The sequence below is a fragment of the Arthrobacter sp. TMP15 genome (assembly GCF_039529835.1).
In the GTDB taxonomy this organism is placed as follows: domain Bacteria; phylum Actinomycetota; class Actinomycetes; order Actinomycetales; family Micrococcaceae; genus Specibacter.
Map to the genome: position 1 here is coordinate 2767186 of NZ_CP154262.1, position 20099 is coordinate 2787284.

19 protein-coding genes and 1 tRNA gene are annotated in these 20099 nt (G+C 57.9%); 6 read left to right on the forward strand and 14 right to left on the reverse strand.

The window, feature by feature from the left end:
• Positions 1–72 precede the first annotated feature (72 nt).
• From AAFM46_RS12370 to AAFM46_RS12385, 4 genes are read left to right on the forward strand one after another with little or no spacing between them, the layout of a single operon-like run.
• Positions 73–483 carry a helix-turn-helix domain-containing protein gene (locus AAFM46_RS12370; protein WP_283528518.1) on the forward strand — a complete coding sequence of 137 codons (411 nt, stop codon included), beginning with the start codon at positions 73–75 and terminating at the stop codon, positions 481–483.
• Complete coding sequence (gene modA, locus AAFM46_RS12375; protein ID WP_343318084.1) at positions 480–1316, forward strand: molybdate ABC transporter substrate-binding protein; 837 nt, start codon at positions 480–482, stop codon at positions 1314–1316. The genes AAFM46_RS12370 and modA overlap by 4 nt, the downstream gene beginning before the upstream one ends.
• 1 nt (position 1317) lies before the next feature.
• Positions 1318–2172 (forward strand): ABC transporter permease, encoded by an 855-nt coding sequence (locus AAFM46_RS12380; protein WP_343318085.1) that lies wholly within the window; start codon positions 1318–1320, stop codon positions 2170–2172.
• Positions 2169–3233, forward strand: a complete 1065-nt coding sequence (locus AAFM46_RS12385) for an ATP-binding cassette domain-containing protein (protein ID WP_343318086.1) — start codon at positions 2169–2171, stop codon at positions 3231–3233. Before AAFM46_RS12380 ends, AAFM46_RS12385 begins: the two co-directional genes overlap by 4 nt.
• A gap of 37 nt (positions 3234–3270) precedes the next feature.
• On the opposite strand, the gene AAFM46_RS12390 is transcribed toward AAFM46_RS12385, so the two are convergent.
• From AAFM46_RS12390 to AAFM46_RS12430, 9 genes are all read right to left on the reverse strand, one after another.
• Positions 3271–3609, reverse strand: a complete 339-nt coding sequence (locus tag AAFM46_RS12390) for an SAP domain-containing protein (RefSeq protein WP_343318087.1) — start codon at positions 3607–3609, stop codon at positions 3271–3273.
• Between the two features lie 118 nt (positions 3610–3727).
• A tRNA-Met gene (locus AAFM46_RS12395) sits at positions 3728–3804 on the reverse strand.
• Positions 3805–3890: 86 nt separating this feature from the next.
• A complete protein-coding gene (locus AAFM46_RS12400; RefSeq protein ID WP_283530879.1) occupies positions 3891–4667 on the reverse strand; it encodes an enoyl-CoA hydratase in 777 nt (258 codons plus the stop codon).
• Between the two features lie 90 nt (positions 4668–4757).
• Positions 4758–5717, reverse strand: a complete 960-nt coding sequence (gene mmsB, locus AAFM46_RS12405; RefSeq protein WP_343318090.1) for a 3-hydroxyisobutyrate dehydrogenase — start codon at positions 5715–5717, stop codon at positions 4758–4760.
• A gap of 183 nt (positions 5718–5900) precedes the next feature.
• Positions 5901–6980, reverse strand: coding sequence for an enoyl-CoA hydratase/isomerase family protein (locus tag AAFM46_RS12410; RefSeq protein WP_343318092.1), 1080 nt, complete (start codon positions 6978–6980; stop codon positions 5901–5903).
• Positions 6981–6998: 18 nt separating this feature from the next.
• Positions 6999–8135 (reverse strand): acyl-CoA dehydrogenase family protein, encoded by a 1137-nt coding sequence (locus AAFM46_RS12415; protein WP_283530882.1) that lies wholly within the window; start codon positions 8133–8135, stop codon positions 6999–7001.
• A 112-nt stretch (positions 8136–8247) separates the two neighbouring features.
• Positions 8248–9147 carry a cytochrome b/b6 domain-containing protein gene (locus AAFM46_RS12420; protein ID WP_283531186.1) on the reverse strand — a complete coding sequence of 300 codons (900 nt, stop codon included), beginning with the start codon at positions 9145–9147 and terminating at the stop codon, positions 8248–8250.
• A gap of 187 nt (positions 9148–9334) precedes the next feature.
• The gene (locus AAFM46_RS12425) at positions 9335–10315 is read right to left on the reverse strand and encodes an electron transfer flavoprotein subunit alpha/FixB family protein (protein WP_283530883.1); all 981 of its coding nucleotides are present in this window, start codon (positions 10313–10315) and stop codon (positions 9335–9337) included.
• 12 nt (positions 10316–10327) lie between these two features.
• Complete coding sequence (locus AAFM46_RS12430; protein WP_343318093.1) at positions 10328–11095, reverse strand: electron transfer flavoprotein subunit beta/FixA family protein; 768 nt, start codon at positions 11093–11095, stop codon at positions 10328–10330.
• 169 nt (positions 11096–11264) lie between these two features.
• Here AAFM46_RS12430 and AAFM46_RS12435 point away from each other — a divergent pair, with 169 nt between their 5' ends.
• Positions 11265–11801, forward strand: a complete 537-nt coding sequence (locus tag AAFM46_RS12435; RefSeq protein WP_283530885.1) for a MarR family transcriptional regulator — start codon at positions 11265–11267, stop codon at positions 11799–11801.
• 68 nt (positions 11802–11869) lie between these two features.
• On the opposite strand, the gene AAFM46_RS12440 is transcribed toward AAFM46_RS12435, so the two are convergent.
• The 5 genes from AAFM46_RS12440 to AAFM46_RS12460 form a co-directional block, all read right to left on the reverse strand.
• The gene (locus tag AAFM46_RS12440; protein WP_343318095.1) at positions 11870–12922 is read right to left on the reverse strand and encodes an MBL fold metallo-hydrolase; all 1053 of its coding nucleotides are present in this window, start codon (positions 12920–12922) and stop codon (positions 11870–11872) included.
• Between the two features lie 91 nt (positions 12923–13013).
• Positions 13014–14546: a long-chain fatty acid--CoA ligase gene (locus AAFM46_RS12445; protein ID WP_343318097.1), complete on the reverse strand. Its 1533-nt coding sequence runs from the start codon at positions 14544–14546 to the stop codon at positions 13014–13016.
• A gap of 77 nt (positions 14547–14623) precedes the next feature.
• Positions 14624–15520, reverse strand: coding sequence for a crotonase/enoyl-CoA hydratase family protein (locus AAFM46_RS12450; RefSeq protein ID WP_343318099.1), 897 nt, complete (start codon positions 15518–15520; stop codon positions 14624–14626).
• Positions 15520–17712, reverse strand: coding sequence for a 3-hydroxyacyl-CoA dehydrogenase NAD-binding domain-containing protein (locus AAFM46_RS12455; RefSeq protein WP_343318100.1), 2193 nt, complete (start codon positions 17710–17712; stop codon positions 15520–15522). Before AAFM46_RS12455 ends, AAFM46_RS12450 begins: the two co-directional genes overlap by 1 nt.
• A 22-nt stretch (positions 17713–17734) precedes the next feature.
• Positions 17735–18958: an acetyl-CoA C-acetyltransferase gene (locus tag AAFM46_RS12460; protein WP_343318102.1), complete on the reverse strand. Its 1224-nt coding sequence runs from the start codon at positions 18956–18958 to the stop codon at positions 17735–17737.
• Positions 18959–19243: 285 nt separating this feature from the next.
• Between AAFM46_RS12460 and AAFM46_RS12465 the strand changes: the two genes are divergently transcribed.
• Positions 19244–20098 carry an enoyl-CoA hydratase-related protein gene (locus AAFM46_RS12465; protein ID WP_283530891.1) on the forward strand — a complete coding sequence of 285 codons (855 nt, stop codon included), beginning with the start codon at positions 19244–19246 and terminating at the stop codon, positions 20096–20098.
• Position 20099: the final 1 nt, after the last annotated feature.

Consider the following 20099-nt stretch of genomic DNA (forward strand, 5'->3'; position numbering starts at 1 on the left):
TATTGGCGATCGTTTCAGCATTTGCATCAGGTAAATCAACGAATATCCTCATATGCGGATATAGTCACCATTATGACCCTTATTCGAGTTTCTGAAGCCGCCAGATTTTTGGGTGTGAGTGATGACACTGTGCGCCGCTGGTTGGATAACGGCACGCTGCACGGCAGTAAAGACCGGCAAGGTCGCCTGGTTATTCCTGGTGTGGAGTTGGCGGCCCTTGCCCAGAAGCAAGCCCAGCTGCCGCAAGATCCAACTGGGATTGGCAGTTCAGCCCGCAACCGCTTTGTGGGGCTGGTGACCAATATTGTGATGGACACGGTTATGGCACAGGTTGACCTGCAGTGTGGTCCGTTCCGCGTTGTCTCACTCATGAGCAGTGAAGCCGTTCGGGACCTGGGCCTTGCGCCAGGTTCCGTGGCCACCGCTGTGGTTAAATCCACTAACGTCATCATCGAAGTGCCACACACCAGGAGCGAATCATGAGGCTATTCACTGCTAACCGCGTCAGGGGTTACCGCTTGTGGGTCGGAGCTACCGTTGCCATCTTGACTTTGGGAGTTAGCGCTTGCGCACCACCTGCAGATACAGCTTCCGGGACCGGTTCTGCCCCCAGCTCTTTGGAGGTTACCCCAAACGAGCTCTCCGGATCACTCAACGTTTACGCTGCCGCTTCCTTGAAAACTACTTTCACGACGTTGGCCTCGGAATTTGAGTCCGCGCACCCACACGTAAAAGTTTCTGTCAGCTTTGATGGCTCCTCTACCTTGGTCACACAGATCATTCAAGGAGCTCCGGCCGACGTTTTTGCATCAGCCGATACCGCCAATATGACTAAACTTAGCGAGGCTGGCCTCACTGGTGGATCCCCTACCGATTTTGCCAGCAATGTCCTGACACTAGTAGTTCCGCCGAACAATCCGGCAAACATTTCCAGTTTTGCTGATGTCAGCAAGCCCGGCGTGAAACTTGTGGTTTGTGCTCCACAGGTGCCGTGTGGAAGTGCCACGGTCTCAGATGCCGCCAGCGCTGGGCTATCCCTGACTCCAGTGAGTGAGGAACTTTCAGTGACTAGTGTTCTGGGCAAAGTCATTTCCGGAGAAGCTGATGCCGGGCTGGTCTACGTCACCGATGCGAAAAAAGCTGGCGATAAAGTACGCAGTATCCCGCTGGAACTAGCGAAGCAAACTGTCAATCACTACCCGATTGCCTCCGTTAAAGACTCCAAGAATGCGCAGCTAGCGCAGGCTTTTATTTCCCTTGTTGCAAGTGACGACGGTCAAAAAGTACTCAGGGATGCAGGGTTTGGCGCACCCTAACATGTCAGCAAAACGCCAGACTGTGTGGGAGTACAGGGCTATTCCACGATGGATTTATCTCGTGGGCGCACTTGGTGCCGCCTTTATTATGTTGCCATTGATCGGCATGGTGGCCCAGGTAAATTGGGGCCAGTTCCTGACGTTGATTACCTCTGAATCATCACTTGCAGCGTTGGGCCTGAGCTTAAAAACGGCCACGGCCAGCACTGCCTTGTGCATTACATTCGGTGTTCCGCTAGCTTTGCTCCTGGCCCGGGCTCAGTTCGTTGGCCAACGAATCCTGCGTGCACTCATTTTGTTACCCCTAGTGGTGCCACCGGTAGTGGGCGGGTTGGCACTGCTGTACACCTTTGGCCGGCAGGGTTTGATTGGCAAATCCCTGAACATAGTAGGCATTAACGTGGCCTTTTCCACCACTGCCGTCGTCATGGCGCAGACTTTTGTAGCTCTGCCATTTCTAGTGCTTAGCTTGGAAGGCACGCTGCGAACGGCTGGTCAGAAGTATGAGGCTGTAGCCGCCACTCTAGGCGCACGACCTTCCACAGTGTTGCGCCGAATCACTCTGCCGCTGGTTCTCCCTGGTCTTATCTCCGGGGCCGTGCTCTCCTTTGCACGCAGCTTGGGTGAGTTCGGTGCGACACTGACTTTCGCGGGCAGCTTACAGGGTGTCACCCGGACGCTTCCTTTGGAGATATATCTCCAGCGTGAGAGCGACCCGGATGCCGCCGTGGCCCTGTCTTTCCTGCTGATTGCCGTCGCCGTCATAGTTGTTGCCCTGACCTACCGAGCGCCAAAAGCCCCGTTGCGGGCACTATCTGGGCACCGCAGGGCAGATCATCCGGTGTCTTCGCCATGACTCTTGAGCTCAATGCCATCCTCACCCTACGAAATCTGGATATTTCCTTGTCTGTGGGAGCCACAGAGACCGTCGCTATCATGGGGCCCAATGGTGCGGGGAAGTCATCCATTATCCAGATCCTTGCCGGACTGCTGAAACCCGATTCTGGCCAGGCCAGCCTCAATGGAGAGGGTTTGTTCCGGATCTCCCCCGGCACCACATGGCGTCCACCGCATGAACGCGGAATCGGTCTTTTGGCACAGGAATCGTTGCTCTTTCCACACTTGAGTGTCCTTGAGAACGTGGCGTTTGGTCCGCGGAGCCGGGGAGAATCTAAAGCAGATAGCCGTGCTGCTGCCCATCACTGGTTAGCTGAAGTTGATGCCTCTGTTCTGGCCAAGCGGCTACCCGCGGAACTTTCCGGTGGTCAGGCTCAGCGGGTGGCACTCGCCCGTGCTTTGGCAACAGATCCCCAACTGTTGCTGCTCGATGAGCCCATGTCCGCCCTGGACGTGAATAACGCTCCGTTCCTGCGCAGTCTGCTGAAACGTGTTTTGTGCGGACGTCGCGCCATCATCGTCACCCACAGCGTCTTGGACGCGCTCATGCTCGCGGACAGGATTATCATCATGGACGCAGGACGCATCGTGGAAGCTGGCCCCACAGCCGCTATTCTTGCACGGCCACGCAGTTCCTTCGCTGCCTCCCTCGCGGGACTCAATGTCCTGCCCGGCACCATGAGCGGTTCCAGTCTTTGCACCTCCGATGGCAACCAGGTCACGGGCGTTCCTATCGCTGGTTTGGCACCAGCGCCCACAGATCAGCCCCACCAGGCAGGCATTGGCGCCTTCCCGCCGTCGGCTGTTTCCGTATTTTTAACACCACCGCAGGGAAGCCCACGCAATTGTTTTAGCGTCCGCGTGGACGAGCTGGAACCGCAGGGAGCCCTGATCCGGGTCAGGGCCGGGAATCTCTCTGCGGACATCTCACCCGCCGCCACGGTTGATCTGGGTTTGGCGCCGGGAACCGAGGTTTACTTTGTTGTCAAAGCTGCCGAAGTGGTGCTGTACCCGGCCTAGGGTTGCTGTACCCGGCCGCCATGGACGCAATCGCCTCTCACGGTCTCTGATCCACCGGCAGTGACCGGTGCAGCTGCCACGCTTTCTGCAGTTCGTTGCGGGTGCCATCGGGGTGTTCAGCAAACCACGTGCGCGTGAACCAGGCCCGCAGGATTTGGCGCCAGCGCTGACCTTCTGGCACAACCGTTGCAGCGCTCAACGCCTCGCTCAGTTGTTCCTTCCCACCTGTTGTTGAGAGTCCATGGCTGCGCGCAAAGACGGCAAGTTCGGTTTTGAGCCAGCACCAACGTAAAAATTCGGCTCCCGAGATGGACCTCTCTAAGGACGGCCGCTGGAAATCTTCGCCGGCAGGTTGACCCACTTTGGCATACGGCATTTCTGTGCTCCTGGCCAGTTTTTCCGGCGTATTTTCCGCGAGGTTCATCTCGGCGCAAGTATAAATGGGCCGGGATACGAAAAATCCCCGGCCTACATGGCCGAGGATTTTCCTCATCTGGTTGCGGGGACAGGATTTGAACCTGTGACCTCCGGGTTATGAGCCCGGCGAGCTACCGAACTGCTCCACCCCGCGTTGCGTCCTCAACAGTACATGCGATTTCTCCAATCACCAACTCGAGGAGGTACCCGCACCAGAAACGGGACACTTTCTCCCTGACGCTAGCGGTGCTTGAACTCCGCCGGACGCTTTTCAGTGAAAGCTTTCATGCCTTCACTTTGATCTTCCGTAGCAAAGCAGGCGAAAATTGAACGGCGTTCCATGCGAACGCCTTCAGCCAAGGTGGTCTCAAACGCAGCATTAACCGCCTCCTTGGCGATCATGGCCACAGGCTTTGACATCCCCGCAATCGTCGCGGCGGTGGCCAGCGCATCCTCCATCAGTGAATCCACGGGAACAACGCGGGCAACAAGGCCCGCCTGTTCGGCTTCGTGTGCTCCCATGACCCGTCCGGTCAAGACCATTTCCATGGCTTTGGCCTTACCGATAGCACGAGTCAACCGTTGCGAACCGCCCATACCGGGGATAACGCCAAGCTTAATTTCGGGCTGACCGAATTTGGCGTTATCAGCGGCGATGATGAAGTCCGCGATCATTGCCAGTTCGCAGCCACCACCTAGTGCATGGCCTGCCACTGCAGCGATGATCGGCGTGCGAACCCGTGCCAACTCATCCCACGCTGAGAACCAGTTGGCTTGGTACATCTCCACCGCGGACTTGTTCACCATCTCCTTGATGTCAGCCCCCGCAGCAAAAGCCTTGGAGGACCCGGTGATAATAATGGCCCCGATACCAATATCGGTATCATACTGCTGCGCTGCCGTAAGGATCTCACGGCCCATGGCATCGCTGAGTGCGTTCAATGCCTCGGGACGGTTCAGCGTAATAATGCCTACACGGCCACGTTGTTCGGTCAGGATCAGGGAGTTTTCAGTCATGGAGAAGTTCCGTTCGTTTGATCGTGCGCAGGTTAATCGCGAAGAAAATAATTGGTTGAAGCTCTATCGGCTCTGATTCAAACGCGGGGCTCAGTCCGCCTCGGTTTTGCTAGAGGCCGCTCTGATGCTGTTGATGATGGAGGAAAAGTCAGTGCTGGCTCCGCCGTCCAAGGAGAATTCGCGGTAGATTTCTTCAGCAGTACGGCCCATGACGGCATCCACCCCGGTGGCATTGAGCGCCTCAACGGCCAGTCCCAGGTCCTTGGCCATCAGTGAGCCGGCAAATCCAGGCTGGTAATCGCGGTTTGCGGGGCTTGTTGGCACTGGTCCGGGAACGGGACAATTGGTTGTCAGGGACCAGCATTGCCCTGAGGCATTGGCGGCAACATCAAAGAGTGCCTGGTGCGTGAGCCCAAGCTTTTCGCCCAGCACAAACGCCTCACTGACGGCGATCATGGACACGCCAAGAATCATGTTGTTACACACTTTGGCCGCTTGTCCCGCGCCGGGCCCGCCGCACAACACAATGCGTTTGCCCATCACCTCAAACAGGTTCTTCGCCGCCGCAAAGTCCTCTTCGGATCCACCCACCATGAACGTCAGCGTTCCGGCCTGGGCACCCATGACACCGCCAGAAACTGGCGCATCAAGTGCCCTGTGGCCACGCCCACTGACCAATTTATGGGTAGCGCGGGCATCTTCCACAGAAATGGTTGAGCATTCAAGGAACAGCGCCTCTGGTTTGGCCGCGGCCAGAAGCCCACCGCCTGGCCCTTCGCCTTCCAAGGCAGCAAAGACGTGCTTTCCCGCCGGCAGCATGGTGATGATGACATCGGCGTCCATGGCCGCTTGCCCTGATGAGTCGCAAACCACCACCCCGGCCTCCGCGGCAGCAGCCAGCGCAGCGGGCACTACATCGAAGCCGTGCACCTGATACCCGGCAGCCACCAGGTTCGCCGCCATAGGTCCGCCCATATGGCCGAGCCCAATGAAAGCAACCTTCTTACTGGCGCCTTCAGTGTCATGTGCTGTGATTGATTCTTCGCTCATGGTCCCGCTCCTTCACCGTTCGCTGACCTACCGTTTACGCAACTGCTCCCTGCCACATTTCCGTGGGCAACATTTCCGTGGACCACATTTCCGTGGACCACATTTTCTTGGCCCGCACTTCTTTGGCCCGCACTCCCGTGCGCCGCATGCCCCTGCTTCAAACTCGCTCCCCTGAAGAGGGGATTACTGCATGTCAGTGTCCTGATCAGGTGCAGTTAAATTCAGCTCGCGGTCACCCAAATCAGCAAATGCCCCCTCCACTACGTCGTGGGGAACTTCTGCAGCAGAGGCAGGGGACCACTGCGGATTTCTGTCCTTGTCCACAAGCTGCGCACGGATTCCTTCGGCAAAGTCGGGCCAGCGCAGGGCACGCAGCGACACGCGCAGTTCTTGGTTCAATCCCGCCTCCAAAGAAGGCTGTAGCCGTGCCCGCCGCAGTGCGGCCAACGTGACAGCTACCGCAGTTGGTGACTTCGCCGCGATCTTTTCCGCTGCCGCGGTGGCGGCAGGGTCGCCAACACGGGCCAGGCGCTCAAGGATGGTTTCAACGCAGTCCGGAGCGTACGCCTCATCAATCCACCACCGCTGCTTGCCAAGGGCAGACTCGGGTGGGAGCTGGCCATACCGTGCAACTACGGTGCTTGCGTTGCGTTCGGCCAGCTCAGCAACCAGCGTGGGCAGCAGCCCGGAATCCACATAGTGGCTGGCCATCCCCATGGCGATGGCATCGGCCCCGCTGACCATGGATCCGGTAAGGCCCGCGTGCGTCCCCATCTCACCTGGGGCTCGAGAAAGCAGGTAGGTGCCGCCCACATCCGGGACAAAGCCGATCCCGGTTTCCGGCATGCCAATTCGGGAGCGCTCGGTGACAATGCGGTGGGAGGCGTGCGCTGAAATTCCCACCCCACCACCTAAGACAACCCCATCCATCAGTGTCACAATGGGTTTGGGATAGCGTTTGATACGTGCGTTCAGGTGGTATTCATCGCGCCAGAACTGCTCGCTGGAGTTCCCTCCGGTGCGTGCGTCGTGGTAGATCGAGACAATGTCTCCGCCAGCACACAAGCCGCGCTCACCGGCGCCGGAGATGAGCACTGTTGCAACGCCGTCGTCCGTTTCCCACTCATCCAACGCCTGTGCCACAGCCTTGACCATGGCGTGGTTAAGTGCATTCATGGCCTGAGGCCGGTTGAGCACCAAGTGCCCCAGCTGGCCGCTGCGCTCTATAAGTACGTCGTTGTGCTCCACGTTTCCATCCTCCACGTTTCCATCCTCCACGGTTCAGCGCTCCACGGCCAGACGGCCCACGATTAAACGCATAATTTCATTGCTGCCTTCAAGAATTTGATGCACCCGCAGGTCCCTGACAAGCTTTTCCAGCCCATACTCGCTGAGGTACCCATAGCCGCCGTGCAGTTGCAGTGCCTGGTTGGCCACCTGAAACCCTGCATCCGTGGCAACAAGTTTGGCCATGGCGCATAGTTTCACGGCGTCACCGGCACCAGTATCCAGGGCGTTGGCGGCACGCATCAGCATGGTCCTGGAGACCTCAAGATCGGTGTCCATCTGGGCAATCTCGAAGAGCAGGTGTTGCTTTTCAATGAGCGGGCCACCAAACGCCTGCCGTTCTTTGAGGTAAGCGATGGACTTTTCCAGCGCAGCCCTGCCCCCGCCCAACGAACAAGCGCCAATGTTCACACGCCCACCGTTCAGGCCCTTCATGGCAATACCGAACCCATCGCCTTCTTCACCCAGCCTGTTGGTTACGGGGATGCGAACATTGTCAAAGACCACCTGGCGGGTGGGCTGAGCTCGCCAACCCATCTTCTTTTCATTGGCACCAAAGCTCAGCCCGGGGGCGTCATGGGGAACTACGACGGCGGTGATTCCGCGCCCGCCCAGATCGGCTGTCCTGACCATCACCAAATACCAGGCGGAGGAACCCGCGCCGGAAATAAATTGTTTGGTTCCGTTAATCAGGTAATCATCGCCATCAAGCACCGCTTTGGTGGTGATAGCGGCGGCATCAGAGCCAACACCGGGTTCGGAGAGACAGTAGCTTGTCAGCTCGCTCATGGCGGTAATGCCAGGGAGCCATTGCTGGCGCTGAGTATCATTGCCGAAGGCGTCGATCATCCACGCAACCATGTTGTGGATGGAAATATAGGCGGCGATGGTGGGGTCAACGGCAGCGAGCTCTTCAAAGATCAGAACAGCGTCGGTGCGGCTTAGTCCGGAGCCGCCATGCTCCTCACCCACATAAATACCACCCATGCCAAGGGCCCCGGCCTGGGCCAGCACATCCACCGGGAAGTGCTTATCCTCATCCCATTGCGCCGTGTGCGGGGCTAGTTCGGTGGCGGCAAAGTCGCGCACCATTTCTACCATTGCTTCTTGATCGGGTGTGAGCTCGTTCATGGCGCCTCCTAGTACCGCATCGTTGCGGCGTCAGTTGTTGGGCTCCCTGTTGGTCACCCGGATTGTGGGCGGACTATTTTGGCCGCCCAGATCATGGGCGGCCAAAAAATATTTACTTGGTGACCTTGCCCATCAGGGATGCAACGGGTCGAAGGAACAATGGTTGGGCCAGGAACCAGGCAGCAGCAATAACAACCAGGGATGCCGCAAAGATACCAAAGCCCCACCAGTTCACAGCGTCACTTGAGGCATACATGTGGTTGAGGTTGCGCAGGGCGCCGGTGGCCAGGACCAGGGTCACGTGCACCACGATGAATCCTACGAAGTACAGCATCACCGGAAAGTGCAGGGCCCGGGCGGCTTGGATGGGGTAGATCTTATTCAACGTGGTGGCGTTCTTTGGCCAGGCACCTGACATCCGCAGGCCTGTGGCGATGGCTAGCGGAGCGGCAATGAAGACGGTGATGAAGTAGGTCAGCAGCTGTAAGCCGTTGTAATTCACCCAGCCGTTATCAGTTGGCCAGTCAAGGGAGAGATACTGCAGTCCAGCCGAAAGGGCGTTCGGGAAAACGTCCCAGCTCGTGGGCACAATACGCATCCACTGGCCTGTGAAGAACAGCGCCACAATGAAGATGGCGCCATTGAGCACCCACAGGGCATCCAGGGTGAGGTGAAACCACAAATCGAGGCTGATCTTGGTTGGCGAATTCTTTGTTTTGATCAGCCCTTTGTTGTTGCGCACCCAGTGGGCGGACGGGCGCTTGGTGGTGCGCACCTGCCAGCCCGAGCGGATGATCAAAAGGATCAAGAACGTGTTCACGAAGTGCTGCCAGCCAAGCCAGGCGGGCAACCCAACCGGAGCTCCGGGCGGTAACTCAGAGGCTCCCGGATAGGTCTGCATGAAAGAGGCAACCGGCGCCAAACCGGTAAGCCAGCGAGCCACAAGAACGGCTATTAGCAACATAAGCACCAAAATTGCAGCAGAGACAGTAATTTTGGTCCACAGGCCCATGGCCTGCCACCTAGCCTGGATGCCGGCGGCCTGCTTATTTGTGGGGGTCGACATGGTCTAAAAAACCTCTTTCAAGAACTTCTAAGGAAGTCACAGCCTCCAGGGCCGTTGCATAATTTCGCTGCGCGATCAGTCTCTATTTGTTAGAGCCTGTAAATGAGGAACAAGTGATGATCTGCACTACATACTAGGACGGGCGGGCTGCCAGTGCCTCAAGGAATTGCGGCACCACAGTGAACACATCCCCCACAATACCCAGATCTGCCACATCAAAGATGGGCGAGTCTGCGTCCTTGTTGATAGCCACAATTGTTTTTGCCGTCTGCATACCAGCCCGGTGCTGGATGGCCCCGGAAATTCCCAAGGCGATGTACAGCTGAGGGGAGACGCTCACACCGGTCTGTCCAACCTGCGCATGCTCATCAACAAAACCAGCGTCAACAGCGGCCCGGGAAGCTCCAACGGCTGCCCCCAACGCATCCGCAAGCTGTTCCACCAAAACAAAGTTCTCTTTGGAGCCCAGTCCACGGCCACCTGAGACAACCGTCTTGGCAACTCGCAGTTCTGGCCTGCTGCTGGTGGCAGGGGCGTCTTTGCGCGAATCGATCTGTGCACCTATACCGGCACCGGTCAGTGCCACTGTTGTTGTTTCAACAGCGCCGGCGGTGTTGGCGTTCTCCGTCAGACCGTCGATGGCGCCTTGGCGCACTGTGATGATGGGCAAACCACCCTCCACGCCAGACTCAACGTCGTATGCCCCACCAAAGATGGAGTGTCCGGCAACAATGCGATCTCCGTCAAGGCGCAATGAAACGGCGTCCACCAACAGTGCCCCGCCAACGCGGACAGCTAGACGGGCAGCAATTTCTCGGCCGTCTACTGAGTTTGCTGTGAGGATCGCGGAGGGCGAAAAAGCGGCAACGGCGCCTTCCAAGGCTTCTACGCCAGGGGCTGTCAGCACGGATCCGGCCAGGGGACCCACTGCTTGATAGATGGCAGCCGCGCCGGATTGGCCCAGCTGCTCCACCACGTCGGCAGCTAGCTCGTTTTCTACGGCAAGCACGGCAACGGGTGTGCCCAGCGAGCTTGCAGCTCCAAGGAGTCCACGGGCGGATGAAGCAATACCGCCCTGATCGGTGAGTTCAATAAGTGTTAGTACATGAGTCATGGGATGCCCTTCCTAAACCAAGCGATTTTCAATGAGGTATGCAGCGAGCTGTGAACCGGCCGTGCCATCGTCAACAATTTTGCGTCCTGCCTCACGTGGTGGCCGCTCGCTGTGTGAAAGTACAACAGCATGTGCCGGCGTTGCCGTTACATCCAGATCCGCCAACGAAAGTGTTGTCACAGGCTTGCGTTTGGCTGTCAGGATGCCCTTAAAGTTGGGGAACCGTGCCTCGGCGGACCACTCAGTGACAGTGACAACGGCAGGCAGAGGTGCGCTGATGATGAGCGAACCGGTTTCACCCTGTCGCTCCCCGGATACTGTGCCAGAGCTCAAGTCAACTGTGGAGAGCCCACCAACCAGGGGCAGGCCCAAGTGTTCGGCAACCATCGCGGGAACGACCCCGCCACGGCCATCGGTTGATTCTTTGCCTGCAAGGATCACATCTGCGGAAACGGTGCGCAAGGCCGCGGCCAAAACGGCTGCGGTGCGTGCGGCATCCGCGCCGGCCAACGTATCATCCAGTACGTGAACTCCGGAGTCAGCACCCATTGACAGGGCTTTACGAATCGCCTTGGTGGCTTCATCCGGGCCCATAGCCAAGGCAATAATCTCGGTGGATTTATCCGCGTCCTTGACGCGTAGAGCCACTTCCAGCGCACGCTCATTGACCTCGTCAACGAGGTTATCCGCCGCGTCACGATCCAGCCAACCGGTTTCCGGGACGAGCGTACGCTCATCCGCAGTGTCGGGAACTTGTTTGATAAGTACAACGATCTTCATTGACAGCTCCTTATGAAGTATTTGCATGATGCCTAGCTCTCATTTAGAGAATACTAGGTACCACTAGTATTTACTAGGGATTCCAAGTAAATTGTTGTGACGAAGTAATTTTTGTTTCTTTCACAGCTGCGCCGGCCAGGTGCTCACCCACGTAGGAAAGGTGCTTGCAATGGTTCCCGCGTCTCCACTGCCCATAGACCCCATTGCCGAGGCCAAACGCCAGTGGATTGCTCACGGCTGGACCGACGCCGCCGACGCCATGGCCGCGTATTCCTCCGTCATGCGCGCCCATCAGTTGATGTACAGCAGGGTTGACGCTGCACTTAAACCATTGGGTCTGTCCTACGCTCGCCTTGAACTGCTGCGACTTTTGTCCTTCACCCGCGACGGCGCCCTGCCGATGACAAGCGCCAGCGCCCGCCTTCAGGTCCATCCCACCTCGGTGACAAGCGTTGTGCACCGACTGGAAAAAGATGCCTTGGTGCGCCGGGAGGCCCACCCCACGGATGGCCGTGCCACCTTGGTGATTGTGACCGGTGCCGGGCGGCTCCTTGCCGAAGAGGCGACGGCGGCGCTGAACTCCGGCGTCTTTGCCGACCCTGGCATTCCGGCGGCAGATCTGCAGGTCCTGACGCAGATCCTTGCCCGCTTCCGCCGCGCTTCCGGTGACTTCATAGACCCCGTTCAGTACCCGGATCCGCTCTAAACCCCTTGGGGCACCGTATTTTAAGGTGTCGTATTTTGGAATATTAGAGGTACATGGGCGCAGCAGCATCAGCGTGGGACCGGGGTGCCGCGTGAAAGATCAATCTCAACAGCCACGCCCTGTCCCTTTACATAGACAAGGTGGCTAGCAGTTTCCGCCAGCGCCAGGCGCAGTGTGAACCCTCGCAAGGACGGGAATCCGCGCGACCACGTCAGCTCCCGGGCAACATCCCACACGGTTTTTGCAGAGCCCGCATCCAGCACTGTCATGACTTCGCGGGACCGTTCTAGAGTATGCTCCTTCAGTTCTCCCACACGGTCAATCAGGCCGCGGAAACGGTATTCATGTGCCGGCAGCACCTCCATCTGCGCACCTGCACCCATAATCTCCAAGGAACGCAAATAATCGGCCAGCGGGTCCAAGTGGTTTTGTGCTTCGAGGGAGACATGCGGTGTGATCCGGGGCAGCACGTGGTCACCGGTAAGAATGAGTTCATTCGCCTCATCAACGAGGCAGATATGCCCGGGAGTGTGCCCGGGAGTGGCCATAACACGAACTTTCAACCCTGCGATGGGCACCAGCTCGCCATCAGCCAAACGATGTTCCGGCTCTTCAACGTTTGTCATTTGCATCCACATGTGAGCGTCAAAAGTCACCTCATCCAAATATTCGGCGGGCACACCCCACTGGGTAAATTGAATTTTGTCTTCAGCCACAAACCGATCCGAGTCACTACGCCACTGCGAAGGTAGCGGCTCGTTCTCCCCCAATGCCACCCATGCCCCGGAGGCGGCCCGCAACCGAGCCGCCATGCCGAGATGGTCGGGGTGGAAATGGGTAACAATGATCCCTGTGATGTCAGCTGGCTCCAACCCCGCAACTCTTAGTCCGGACTTGAGAACGTCCCAACCCTCCTCAGAGTCCCAGCCCGGATCCACCAACGCCACCTCCCGCACGCCGTTAGATTCCTGGCCCACAAGCACGTAACACAGCGTGTAACGCATGGGGTTGTTAAAAAAAGGAACAGGGATCGACCAGACACCGGCACGCACCTCTTCCACGGCAGGGATCACCTTGTCCTGCCACGCTTGGAATTGTTCGGTGCCGGTGATGGTGATCATGATGCCCTCCAGGAGCTAAAAATGCTGACAAAAATTTGGTACTGGTGTGAGCCCTTGCCGCTCAGCTACTGCCAACTCGGGCCCACACTCGTTACGCCTGCGATGCGGTGTAGTTATCCCGCAGCTCGCGTTTGAGAATTTTGCCGGCACCGGACATGGGCAGGGCTTCTGGAAATTCAAAACTCCGCGGCACCTTATATCCTGCGATGTGCTCCCGGCAATGCAGTTGAAGATCCTCGGCTGTGACACCCTGTCCCTGCGCCAGAACCACAACAGCATGCACGCGCTCCCCGTATTTTTCATCAGGGACACCAATGATCGCTGAAGACGCCACAGCCGGGTGCTTGCTCAGCGCATTTTCCACCTCTGCCGAATACACATTTTCACCGCCGGTGACGATCATGTCTTTGAGGCGGTCCACAACGTAAACAAAACCTTCATCATCTAAGTAGCCAAGGTCTCCTGTATGCAGCCAGCCGCCGCGCAAGGCTTGTGCAGTTTGTTCCGGGTTATTCCAGTAGCCCCGCTTGACGTGGGCACCTTTGGCACAGATCTCGCCAACCTCGCCAACGGTGACTTCTTTTCCATCCAGGTCAAGAATGGCGACCTGGCAGTGCGGCGCCGCCCGGCCACCCGAGCGCATCGGCACCCCCTCGTGATCATCTGGCAACAGCAAAGTGATAACAGGGGCGGCTTCTGTCTGGCCGTAGGCCTGAGTCAGACGGATACCTGGGAAACGCTGTTTGGTACGCTCCAGCACTCCCTCGGATATAGAAGATCCACCGTAGAGCATTCTTTGCATGGAGGACAGATCATAGTTTCCACTATCAGGGTGGTCCACCAGGATTTGGATCATGGTGGGCACCAGCAGTACATCGGTAGGTTTGTGCTCTTCCATCGCTTTAAACACGCTGGTTGGCTCAAAGTAAGGCACCATGACGTGGGTTCCGCCAAGAATTGTTAGTCCGCACCAAGCAGCAAGATCGGCAAGGTGGAACATGGGTGCTGCATGCAGTAGCACCGAACCCGCGCGCAATAACTCGCCCGAGGCTGTTGTGCCCAGCCCGGACGTGACAAAGTTGGTGTGGCTGAGCATCACGCCCTTGGGGAATCCGGTGGTGCCACCGGTGTAATAAACACCGGCCAAATCATCACCGCTGCGGTAGGCATCCTCTACCGGCTCACTACCGACCACCAGTTCTTCGTATGAGAGCATGCCTTCCGGTGTGGGCCCGTCACCACAGTGGATGAGCGTTGTCAGCACGGGCGCCTTCTCACGCAGCAGCGCAGCCATGGGCACAAATGCGTCGTCAATTAATAAGATCCGCGTGTCCGAGTCATTCAAAGAGTACGAAATTTCCGCCGGGCTCCACCTGATGTTGACAGGGTTCACCGCCGCGCCTGCCCACGGTACGGCCAGCAGGTACTCAGCATATCTGTCACTATTCATGGATAGGATCGCCACCCTGTCCCCTGCTTGCACACCCAAGTTCTGGAGTGCTCCAGCAAAGCGAGCTATCCGATCAGCGTGTTGGGCATAAGTGCGAACCCGGTCCTTGAAGATGGTGGCCACGCCCTGCGGGTCGCACTGCAGGGAACGGTGTAAACCTTGGGTGAGATACATGAAAAGCTCCTCGTGATAGAAATCGACATTGACTTGTAATAAGGAAATTTCAAACTGATCCTGCGTACTTCCGAGCACTATTTACCGTGAAAAACTCCCTGTCTTCGCTCACCCATGGCGGCCACTGCCTCAAGCAGATCCTCACTATGTAAAAAGGATGAGTTCCATAGGGCCACGTGGCGCAGCCCCCGGGCAATGGTTTCTTCGCGGCCCTCATTCAGCACGGCCTTGGTCCCGGCCACCGCCAACGGGGAGTTGGCGGCAATCTCCGCAGCCATCGCCAATGCGGCACTCATGAGTGATTCCGGGTCGGCATAGCTCTGGTTGACCAAACCGATACGCTCGGCCCGCTCGGCGGCAATGTCCTTGGCGGTGAAAGCCAGCTCGCGCAAATGGCCCTCACCAACAATTCCGCGGAGCCTTTGCAGACTGCCCACATCGGCAACGATGGCAAGCCGCGCTTCTCTGATGCTGAACTTTGCTTCCGCGGAGGCGAGCCGAATATCTGCGGCGCTGATCAGATCCACGCCCCCACCGATGCACCAGCCGGAGATTGCTGCAATGACCGGTTTACGGCAACTGGCAACGGCCGTAACACCGTCCTGAAGCGTCCGAATCATCCCGAGCAGCTCGGTGCGCTGCGTTGCCTGGGCGGTGGCACCGGCACTGAGCCTTCCCAGCCAACCGCCTAACACCTCTTGCACGTCCAGGCCGGTGCTGAAGTGCGCTCCGGAGCCCGTCATGATCACTGCTCGCACGCTTTCATCAGCGTCCAAGGCCGCGAAAACCTGAGGTAGCTCCGCCCAGAAGGCCAACCCCATCATGTTTCCGCGGCCCGGTCCAAGCAGACGGACGACGGCGACTGCCGGGGCGGGTGCCGTCGTCACTTCAAAGGCGGTCCAGGCACGGGTAAAAACGGACCCAGCGGTGCCAAAGTCCGCAGCGGCACCCACCGCTGGAGCACCTGTTTCCATCAGTACTGCTCGCCCTTTTCAGCCTTGGCAACAAGTGATGCTGGCGGCAGGAAGTGCTCGCCATACTTGGCCGCGAGCTCACGGGACCTAGCCACAAAACCAGCTAGGCCGCCGTCGTACCCGTTCATGTACTGCAGCACCCCGCCGGTCCAGGCCGGGAACCCAATGCCAAGGATGGAGCCAATATTGGCATCAGCTGCACTGCGCAGGACTCCCTCGTCAAGGCACCTGACGGTCTCCAATGACTCGGCAAAGAGCATGCGCTCTTTCATGTCCTCGAACGGAATCTCCGATGTACCGCCAAAGTTCTCCTTCAGGCCTCCCCAGAGGCCGTCACGGTGGCCATCAGCGTAATTGTAGAAGCCCGAACCACCCAGTTTGCCCTTACGGCCAAACTCTTCGATCATCCGATCAAGAATCCCATAAGCTGCGTGGTCCTGATACTTCTGCACACCGGATTCGGCCTCCAGACCGGCCTTGGTCTCCTTCTGGATTTTGGACATGAGCGTCAGATTCAACTCATCAGCCAGCTGCAAGGGCGCGGCAGGATATCCCGCCTGCAAACCGGCCTGCTCGATGGACGGGGCAGCAATACCTTCACCCAACATGGCGATGGCCTCATTCATGAACGTGCCAATCACCCGGCTGGTGAAGAAACCACGGGAATCATTGACCACAATGGGGGTCTTGCGGATTTGCATGGCGATGTCGAAGGCCTTGGCCAGCGTGGCATCGGAGGTGTTTTTACCGGCAATGATCTCCAATAGAGGCATCTTATCCACGGGGGAGAAGAAATGCAGGCCAATGAAATTTTCTGCCTTGTTTACACCTTCTGCAAGCGTAGTGATCGGCAGGGTTGAGGTGTTGGAACCCAAAACCGCATCGGGACCAACAATGTCCTGGATGTCCGCGAAGGCTTTTTGCTTGACTTCCACATTTTCAAAAACGGCCTCAATGACAAGATCACATCCAGCCAAGTCTGCAGCCTCGGTGGTGGGCGTGATCTTTGCCAGCAGGGCATCAGCCTGCTCCTGCGTTGACTGGCCCCTTTTGATTGCCTTGTCGGTGAGCACCTTGGAGTAGTTCTTGCCCCGCTGCGCTGACTCGAGGGAGACGTCCTTGAGCACCACGTCCATGCCGCCACGGGCACACACATAGGCGATACCTGCGCCCATCATGCCGGCACCAAGCACCGCCACTTTTTTGGCCGTGTACTTCTCGAAACCCGCCGGGCGGCTGCCACCGGAGGTGATATGAGCCATGTCAAAGAAGAACGCCTTGATCATGTTCGTTGAGACCTGTCCCGTCACCAGCTCAACGAAGTAGCGTGATTCAATCTCCAGCGCCGTATCAAAGTCCACCTGGGTACTTTCAACCGCGGCGGCCAGAATGGCGCGCGGCGCCGGGTAGTTTGCACCTTTGAGTTGCTTGCGCAGATTGGCTGGGAACGCCGGCAGGTTAGCGGCAAATGCTGGAGTGCTCGGTGTGCCTCCGGGGATCTTGTACTTGGGCACGTCCCAGGGCTGTACCGCCTCTGGATTGGCCTGGATCCAGGCCTTTGCGGCGGGGATGAGTTCTTCCACCGTGTCTACTACGTCATGGACCAGACCAATCTCTTGGGCCTTGCGTGGCTTGTACTTTTGACCTTGAAGCAACACCTTCATGGTGGCATCAGCAATGCCCATCAAGCGCACAGTGCGGACAATGCCACCGCCGCCGGGAAGCAGACCCAGTGAAACCTCGGGCAGTCCAATGACCGAGCCCCGGGTGTCCGCTGCAATGCGGTGGTGAGCGGCCAAGGCAATTTCAAGCCCACCGCCCAGTGCCGCACCGTTGATGGCTGCCACAACAGGCTTACCCAGGGTCTCCAAAGTGCGTAGCTGCGTCTTGATGCTCTTGCCGAGCGAGTAGATTCTCTCTGCATCGGCAGCAGTAGCACCCACCAAGTCCTTCAAGTCGCCACCGGCAAAGAATGTCTTCTTAGCTGAGGTTAAAATGATGCCTGTAATGCTGGCCTGGTCGGCTGCAATTTCCGCACTGAGCCGATCTATGACTTTCTGCATGGACGCAATGTAATTCGCGTTCATGGTGTTAGCTGACTGAGCCGGATCATCCATGGTCAGGATGATGACGCCATCAGCGTCCTTCTCCCAGCGAATGGTGTTTGCCTTCTGCACTGTTGCCTGATTCATCTGCCCTGTCTCACTCATCGTCCTAGACCCTCTCAATCAATGTAGCCACGCCCATGCCTCCGCCAATGCACAAGGTGATAACCGCCCTGCGCTTTTCCGTGCGTTCAAGTTCATCCAGCACGGTGCCCAGAATCATGGCCCCGGTGGCACCGAGCGGGTGCCCCATGGCGATGGCCCCGCCGTTGACGTTGAGCTTCTCATCCGGGATGCCCAGGTCCTTCTGGTACTTCAACACCACGGAGGCGAAGGCCTCGTTAATTTCAAACAGGTCAATATCTGCAACACCCAGGCCGGCCGTTTTCAGCAGCTTCCTGGTGGCAGGGGTGGGGCCTGTGAGCATGATGGTTGGGTCAGCACCAGAGGTTGCTGTAGCCACAATCCGTGCCCGTGGTTTTAGCCCAAGTTGCTCTCCCACCTCAGCGCTGCCCACAAGGACCAAGGCGGCGCCATCGACAATCCCTGATGAGTTCGCAGCAGTGTGCACGTGATCAATTTTCTCTACAGCATGGAACTTCTGCAGTGCCACGGCGTCAAAGCCGCCTGCTTCACCCATGGCAGCAAAGGCGGGGCGCAGCCCGGCCTGGGATTCGGCAGTGGACTCGGGGCGCATGTGTTCATCATGGTCGAGAATGACAAGGCCATTTTGATCCTTGACGGGGATGACGGAGTTGGCGAAGCGCCCCTCTTTCCATGCTTTAGCTGCCAGCTCCTGCGAGCGCACAGCATAAGCATCCACGTCTACCCGGCTGAAGCCTTCCGTGGTGGCGATGAGGTCCGCACCAACACCCTGGGGCACAAAGTAGCTGTCATAGTTAGTGGCCGGGTCCATGGCCCAGGCACCACCATCGGAACCGATCGGCACCCGTGACATGGACTCCACGCCTCCGGCAATAATGAGTTGATCCCAACCGGAGCGCACGTTTGCAGCTGCCATATTCACCGCTTCCAACCCTGAGGCACAGAAGCGGTTGACTTGAACGCCACCCACGGTGTCCGGCAACCCTGCAGCGAGGACCGAGGTGCGGGCAATGACAGCGCCTTGGTCACCAACAGGTGAGACCACCCCGAGGATGAGATCGTCAATCAGGGACTCATCGAGTGCAGGATGACGTTCACGCAGTGCCTGGATCAAGCCCACCACTAGGTCGATGGGCTTGGTGCCATGCAAGGCACCCTTTTTTCCTTTGCCGCGAGGAGTGCGAATGGCGTCGTAGACAAATGCTTCCGGTACAGCGTGTTGGCTCACGTGAGCTTTCCTTCCATTGTCTTCCCAGCCGCACGGGTGCAGGGCGGGACGGTGGGTAGAACTGTTGGTGGTTACGGTTTTGACGTATGTTGCCGTGACAAATGAGGGCAGACTTACAGCCAGCCGGTGAAGAATTCTCCGTGCAACAAGGATTCATCGGGTAGATCCGCATCGATCCCGACGAAGGAAAACCAACTTGTTGACATAACGCCAATAGTGCAGGACTATTGACACCGTGTCAATAGTTGATGCAAGTGATTACTTTCCGCACTGAAAGCGATGACCATGCCAGCGCAGCCTTACACCCCCTACTCGGCCATCACCTATGTCGTCACCGACCGTATTGCGACGGTTGCGCTGAACCGTCCGGAGGCTCGCAATGGGTACACACTTACCATGGCGGATGAGCTGGAGCACGCCTTCACGGGCGCAGATGCTGACCCGGATGTACAGGTTGTGGTCTTCACAAGCGTGGGCAAGAACTTCTCCGTTGGTGCCGAGCTCAGTGGCGGGCGCTTTGTCATGTCAGACTTCTCCGATGCAGAGCAATGGCAGGAGCCTGCCGGACGCTGTTCAAAAACCATCTATGCCATGAACAAGCCTGTCATTGCGGCCATGCGCGGAGTAGCGGTGGGTGGCGGGCTAACCATCACGCTCTCCTGTGACTTCCGGCTGGCCGCACACGACTCCCGTTTCTCCTTCCCTTTCAGCCGTCGCGGAATCTTCCCCGAGGGCGGCTCGGTCTGGTATCTACCTCGTCTTGTGGGCGTTTCAAAAGCAACAGACTGGATGCTCACGGGCAGGCTCTTTGGGGCCGCTGAAGCGCTCGACGCCGGACTACTCACCTCATTGCACGAACCCGAGGACGTCCTTGAAGCCGCATACACCCTGGCCCGGGACCTCATAGAGAACACCTCCGAGGTCTCTACTGCCGTCATCAAACAAATGCTCAATAGGCTCAGCGGCCTTGACTCCCCTCTTCCCGCCCATGCTATTGATTCGCAACTGATCTCCGGGGTGGGAGAGCATAAAGACGCTGCTGAGGGCGTGGAATCGTTCCTTGAAAAGCGTCCTCCTCACTTTCCGTTGAGCGTGCCAAACGACCTGCCACAATGGTTGCCGTGGATAAAGACAGATTGAC

Excerpts from the sequence above, each read along its gene's own strand:
- AAFM46_RS12415 (WP_283530882.1), bottom strand. The coding sequence starts at position 8,135 with ATGAACGAGCTCACACCCGATCAAGAAGCAATGGTAGAAATGGTGCGC.
- AAFM46_RS12445 (WP_343318097.1), bottom strand. The coding sequence starts at position 14,546 with ATGTATCTCACCCAAGGTTTACACCGTTCCCTGCAGTGCGACCCGCAG.
- AAFM46_RS12380 (WP_343318085.1), top strand. The coding sequence starts at position 1,318 with ATGTCAGCAAAACGCCAGACTGTGTGGGAGTACAGGGCTATTCCACGA.
- AAFM46_RS12430 (WP_343318093.1), bottom strand. The coding sequence starts at position 11,095 with ATGAAGATCGTTGTACTTATCAAACAAGTTCCCGACACTGCGGATGAG.
- AAFM46_RS12435 (WP_283530885.1), top strand. The coding sequence starts at position 11,265 with ATGGTTCCCGCGTCTCCACTGCCCATAGACCCCATTGCCGAGGCCAAA.
- AAFM46_RS12440 (WP_343318095.1), bottom strand. The coding sequence starts at position 12,922 with ATGATCACCATCACCGGCACCGAACAATTCCAAGCGTGGCAGGACAAG.
- AAFM46_RS12420 (WP_283531186.1), bottom strand. The coding sequence starts at position 9,147 with ATGGGCCTGTGGACCAAAATTACTGTCTCTGCTGCAATTTTGGTGCTT.
- AAFM46_RS12465 (WP_283530891.1), top strand. The coding sequence starts at position 19,244 with ATGCCAGCGCAGCCTTACACCCCCTACTCGGCCATCACCTATGTCGTC.
- AAFM46_RS12385 (WP_343318086.1), top strand. The coding sequence starts at position 2,169 with ATGACTCTTGAGCTCAATGCCATCCTCACCCTACGAAATCTGGATATT.
- AAFM46_RS12370 (WP_283528518.1), top strand. The coding sequence starts at position 73 with ATGACCCTTATTCGAGTTTCTGAAGCCGCCAGATTTTTGGGTGTGAGT.
- AAFM46_RS12425 (WP_283530883.1), bottom strand. The coding sequence starts at position 10,315 with ATGACTCATGTACTAACACTTATTGAACTCACCGATCAGGGCGGTATT.
- modA (WP_343318084.1), top strand. The coding sequence starts at position 480 with ATGAGGCTATTCACTGCTAACCGCGTCAGGGGTTACCGCTTGTGGGTC.
- AAFM46_RS12400 (WP_283530879.1), bottom strand. The coding sequence starts at position 4,667 with ATGACTGAAAACTCCCTGATCCTGACCGAACAACGTGGCCGTGTAGGC.
- AAFM46_RS12455 (WP_343318100.1), bottom strand. The coding sequence starts at position 17,712 with ATGAATCAGGCAACAGTGCAGAAGGCAAACACCATTCGCTGGGAGAAG.
- mmsB (WP_343318090.1), bottom strand. The coding sequence starts at position 5,717 with ATGAGCGAAGAATCAATCACAGCACATGACACTGAAGGCGCCAGTAAG.
- AAFM46_RS12390 (WP_343318087.1), bottom strand. The coding sequence starts at position 3,609 with ATGCCGTATGCCAAAGTGGGTCAACCTGCCGGCGAAGATTTCCAGCGG.
- AAFM46_RS12450 (WP_343318099.1), bottom strand. The coding sequence starts at position 15,520 with ATGGAAACAGGTGCTCCAGCGGTGGGTGCCGCTGCGGACTTTGGCACC.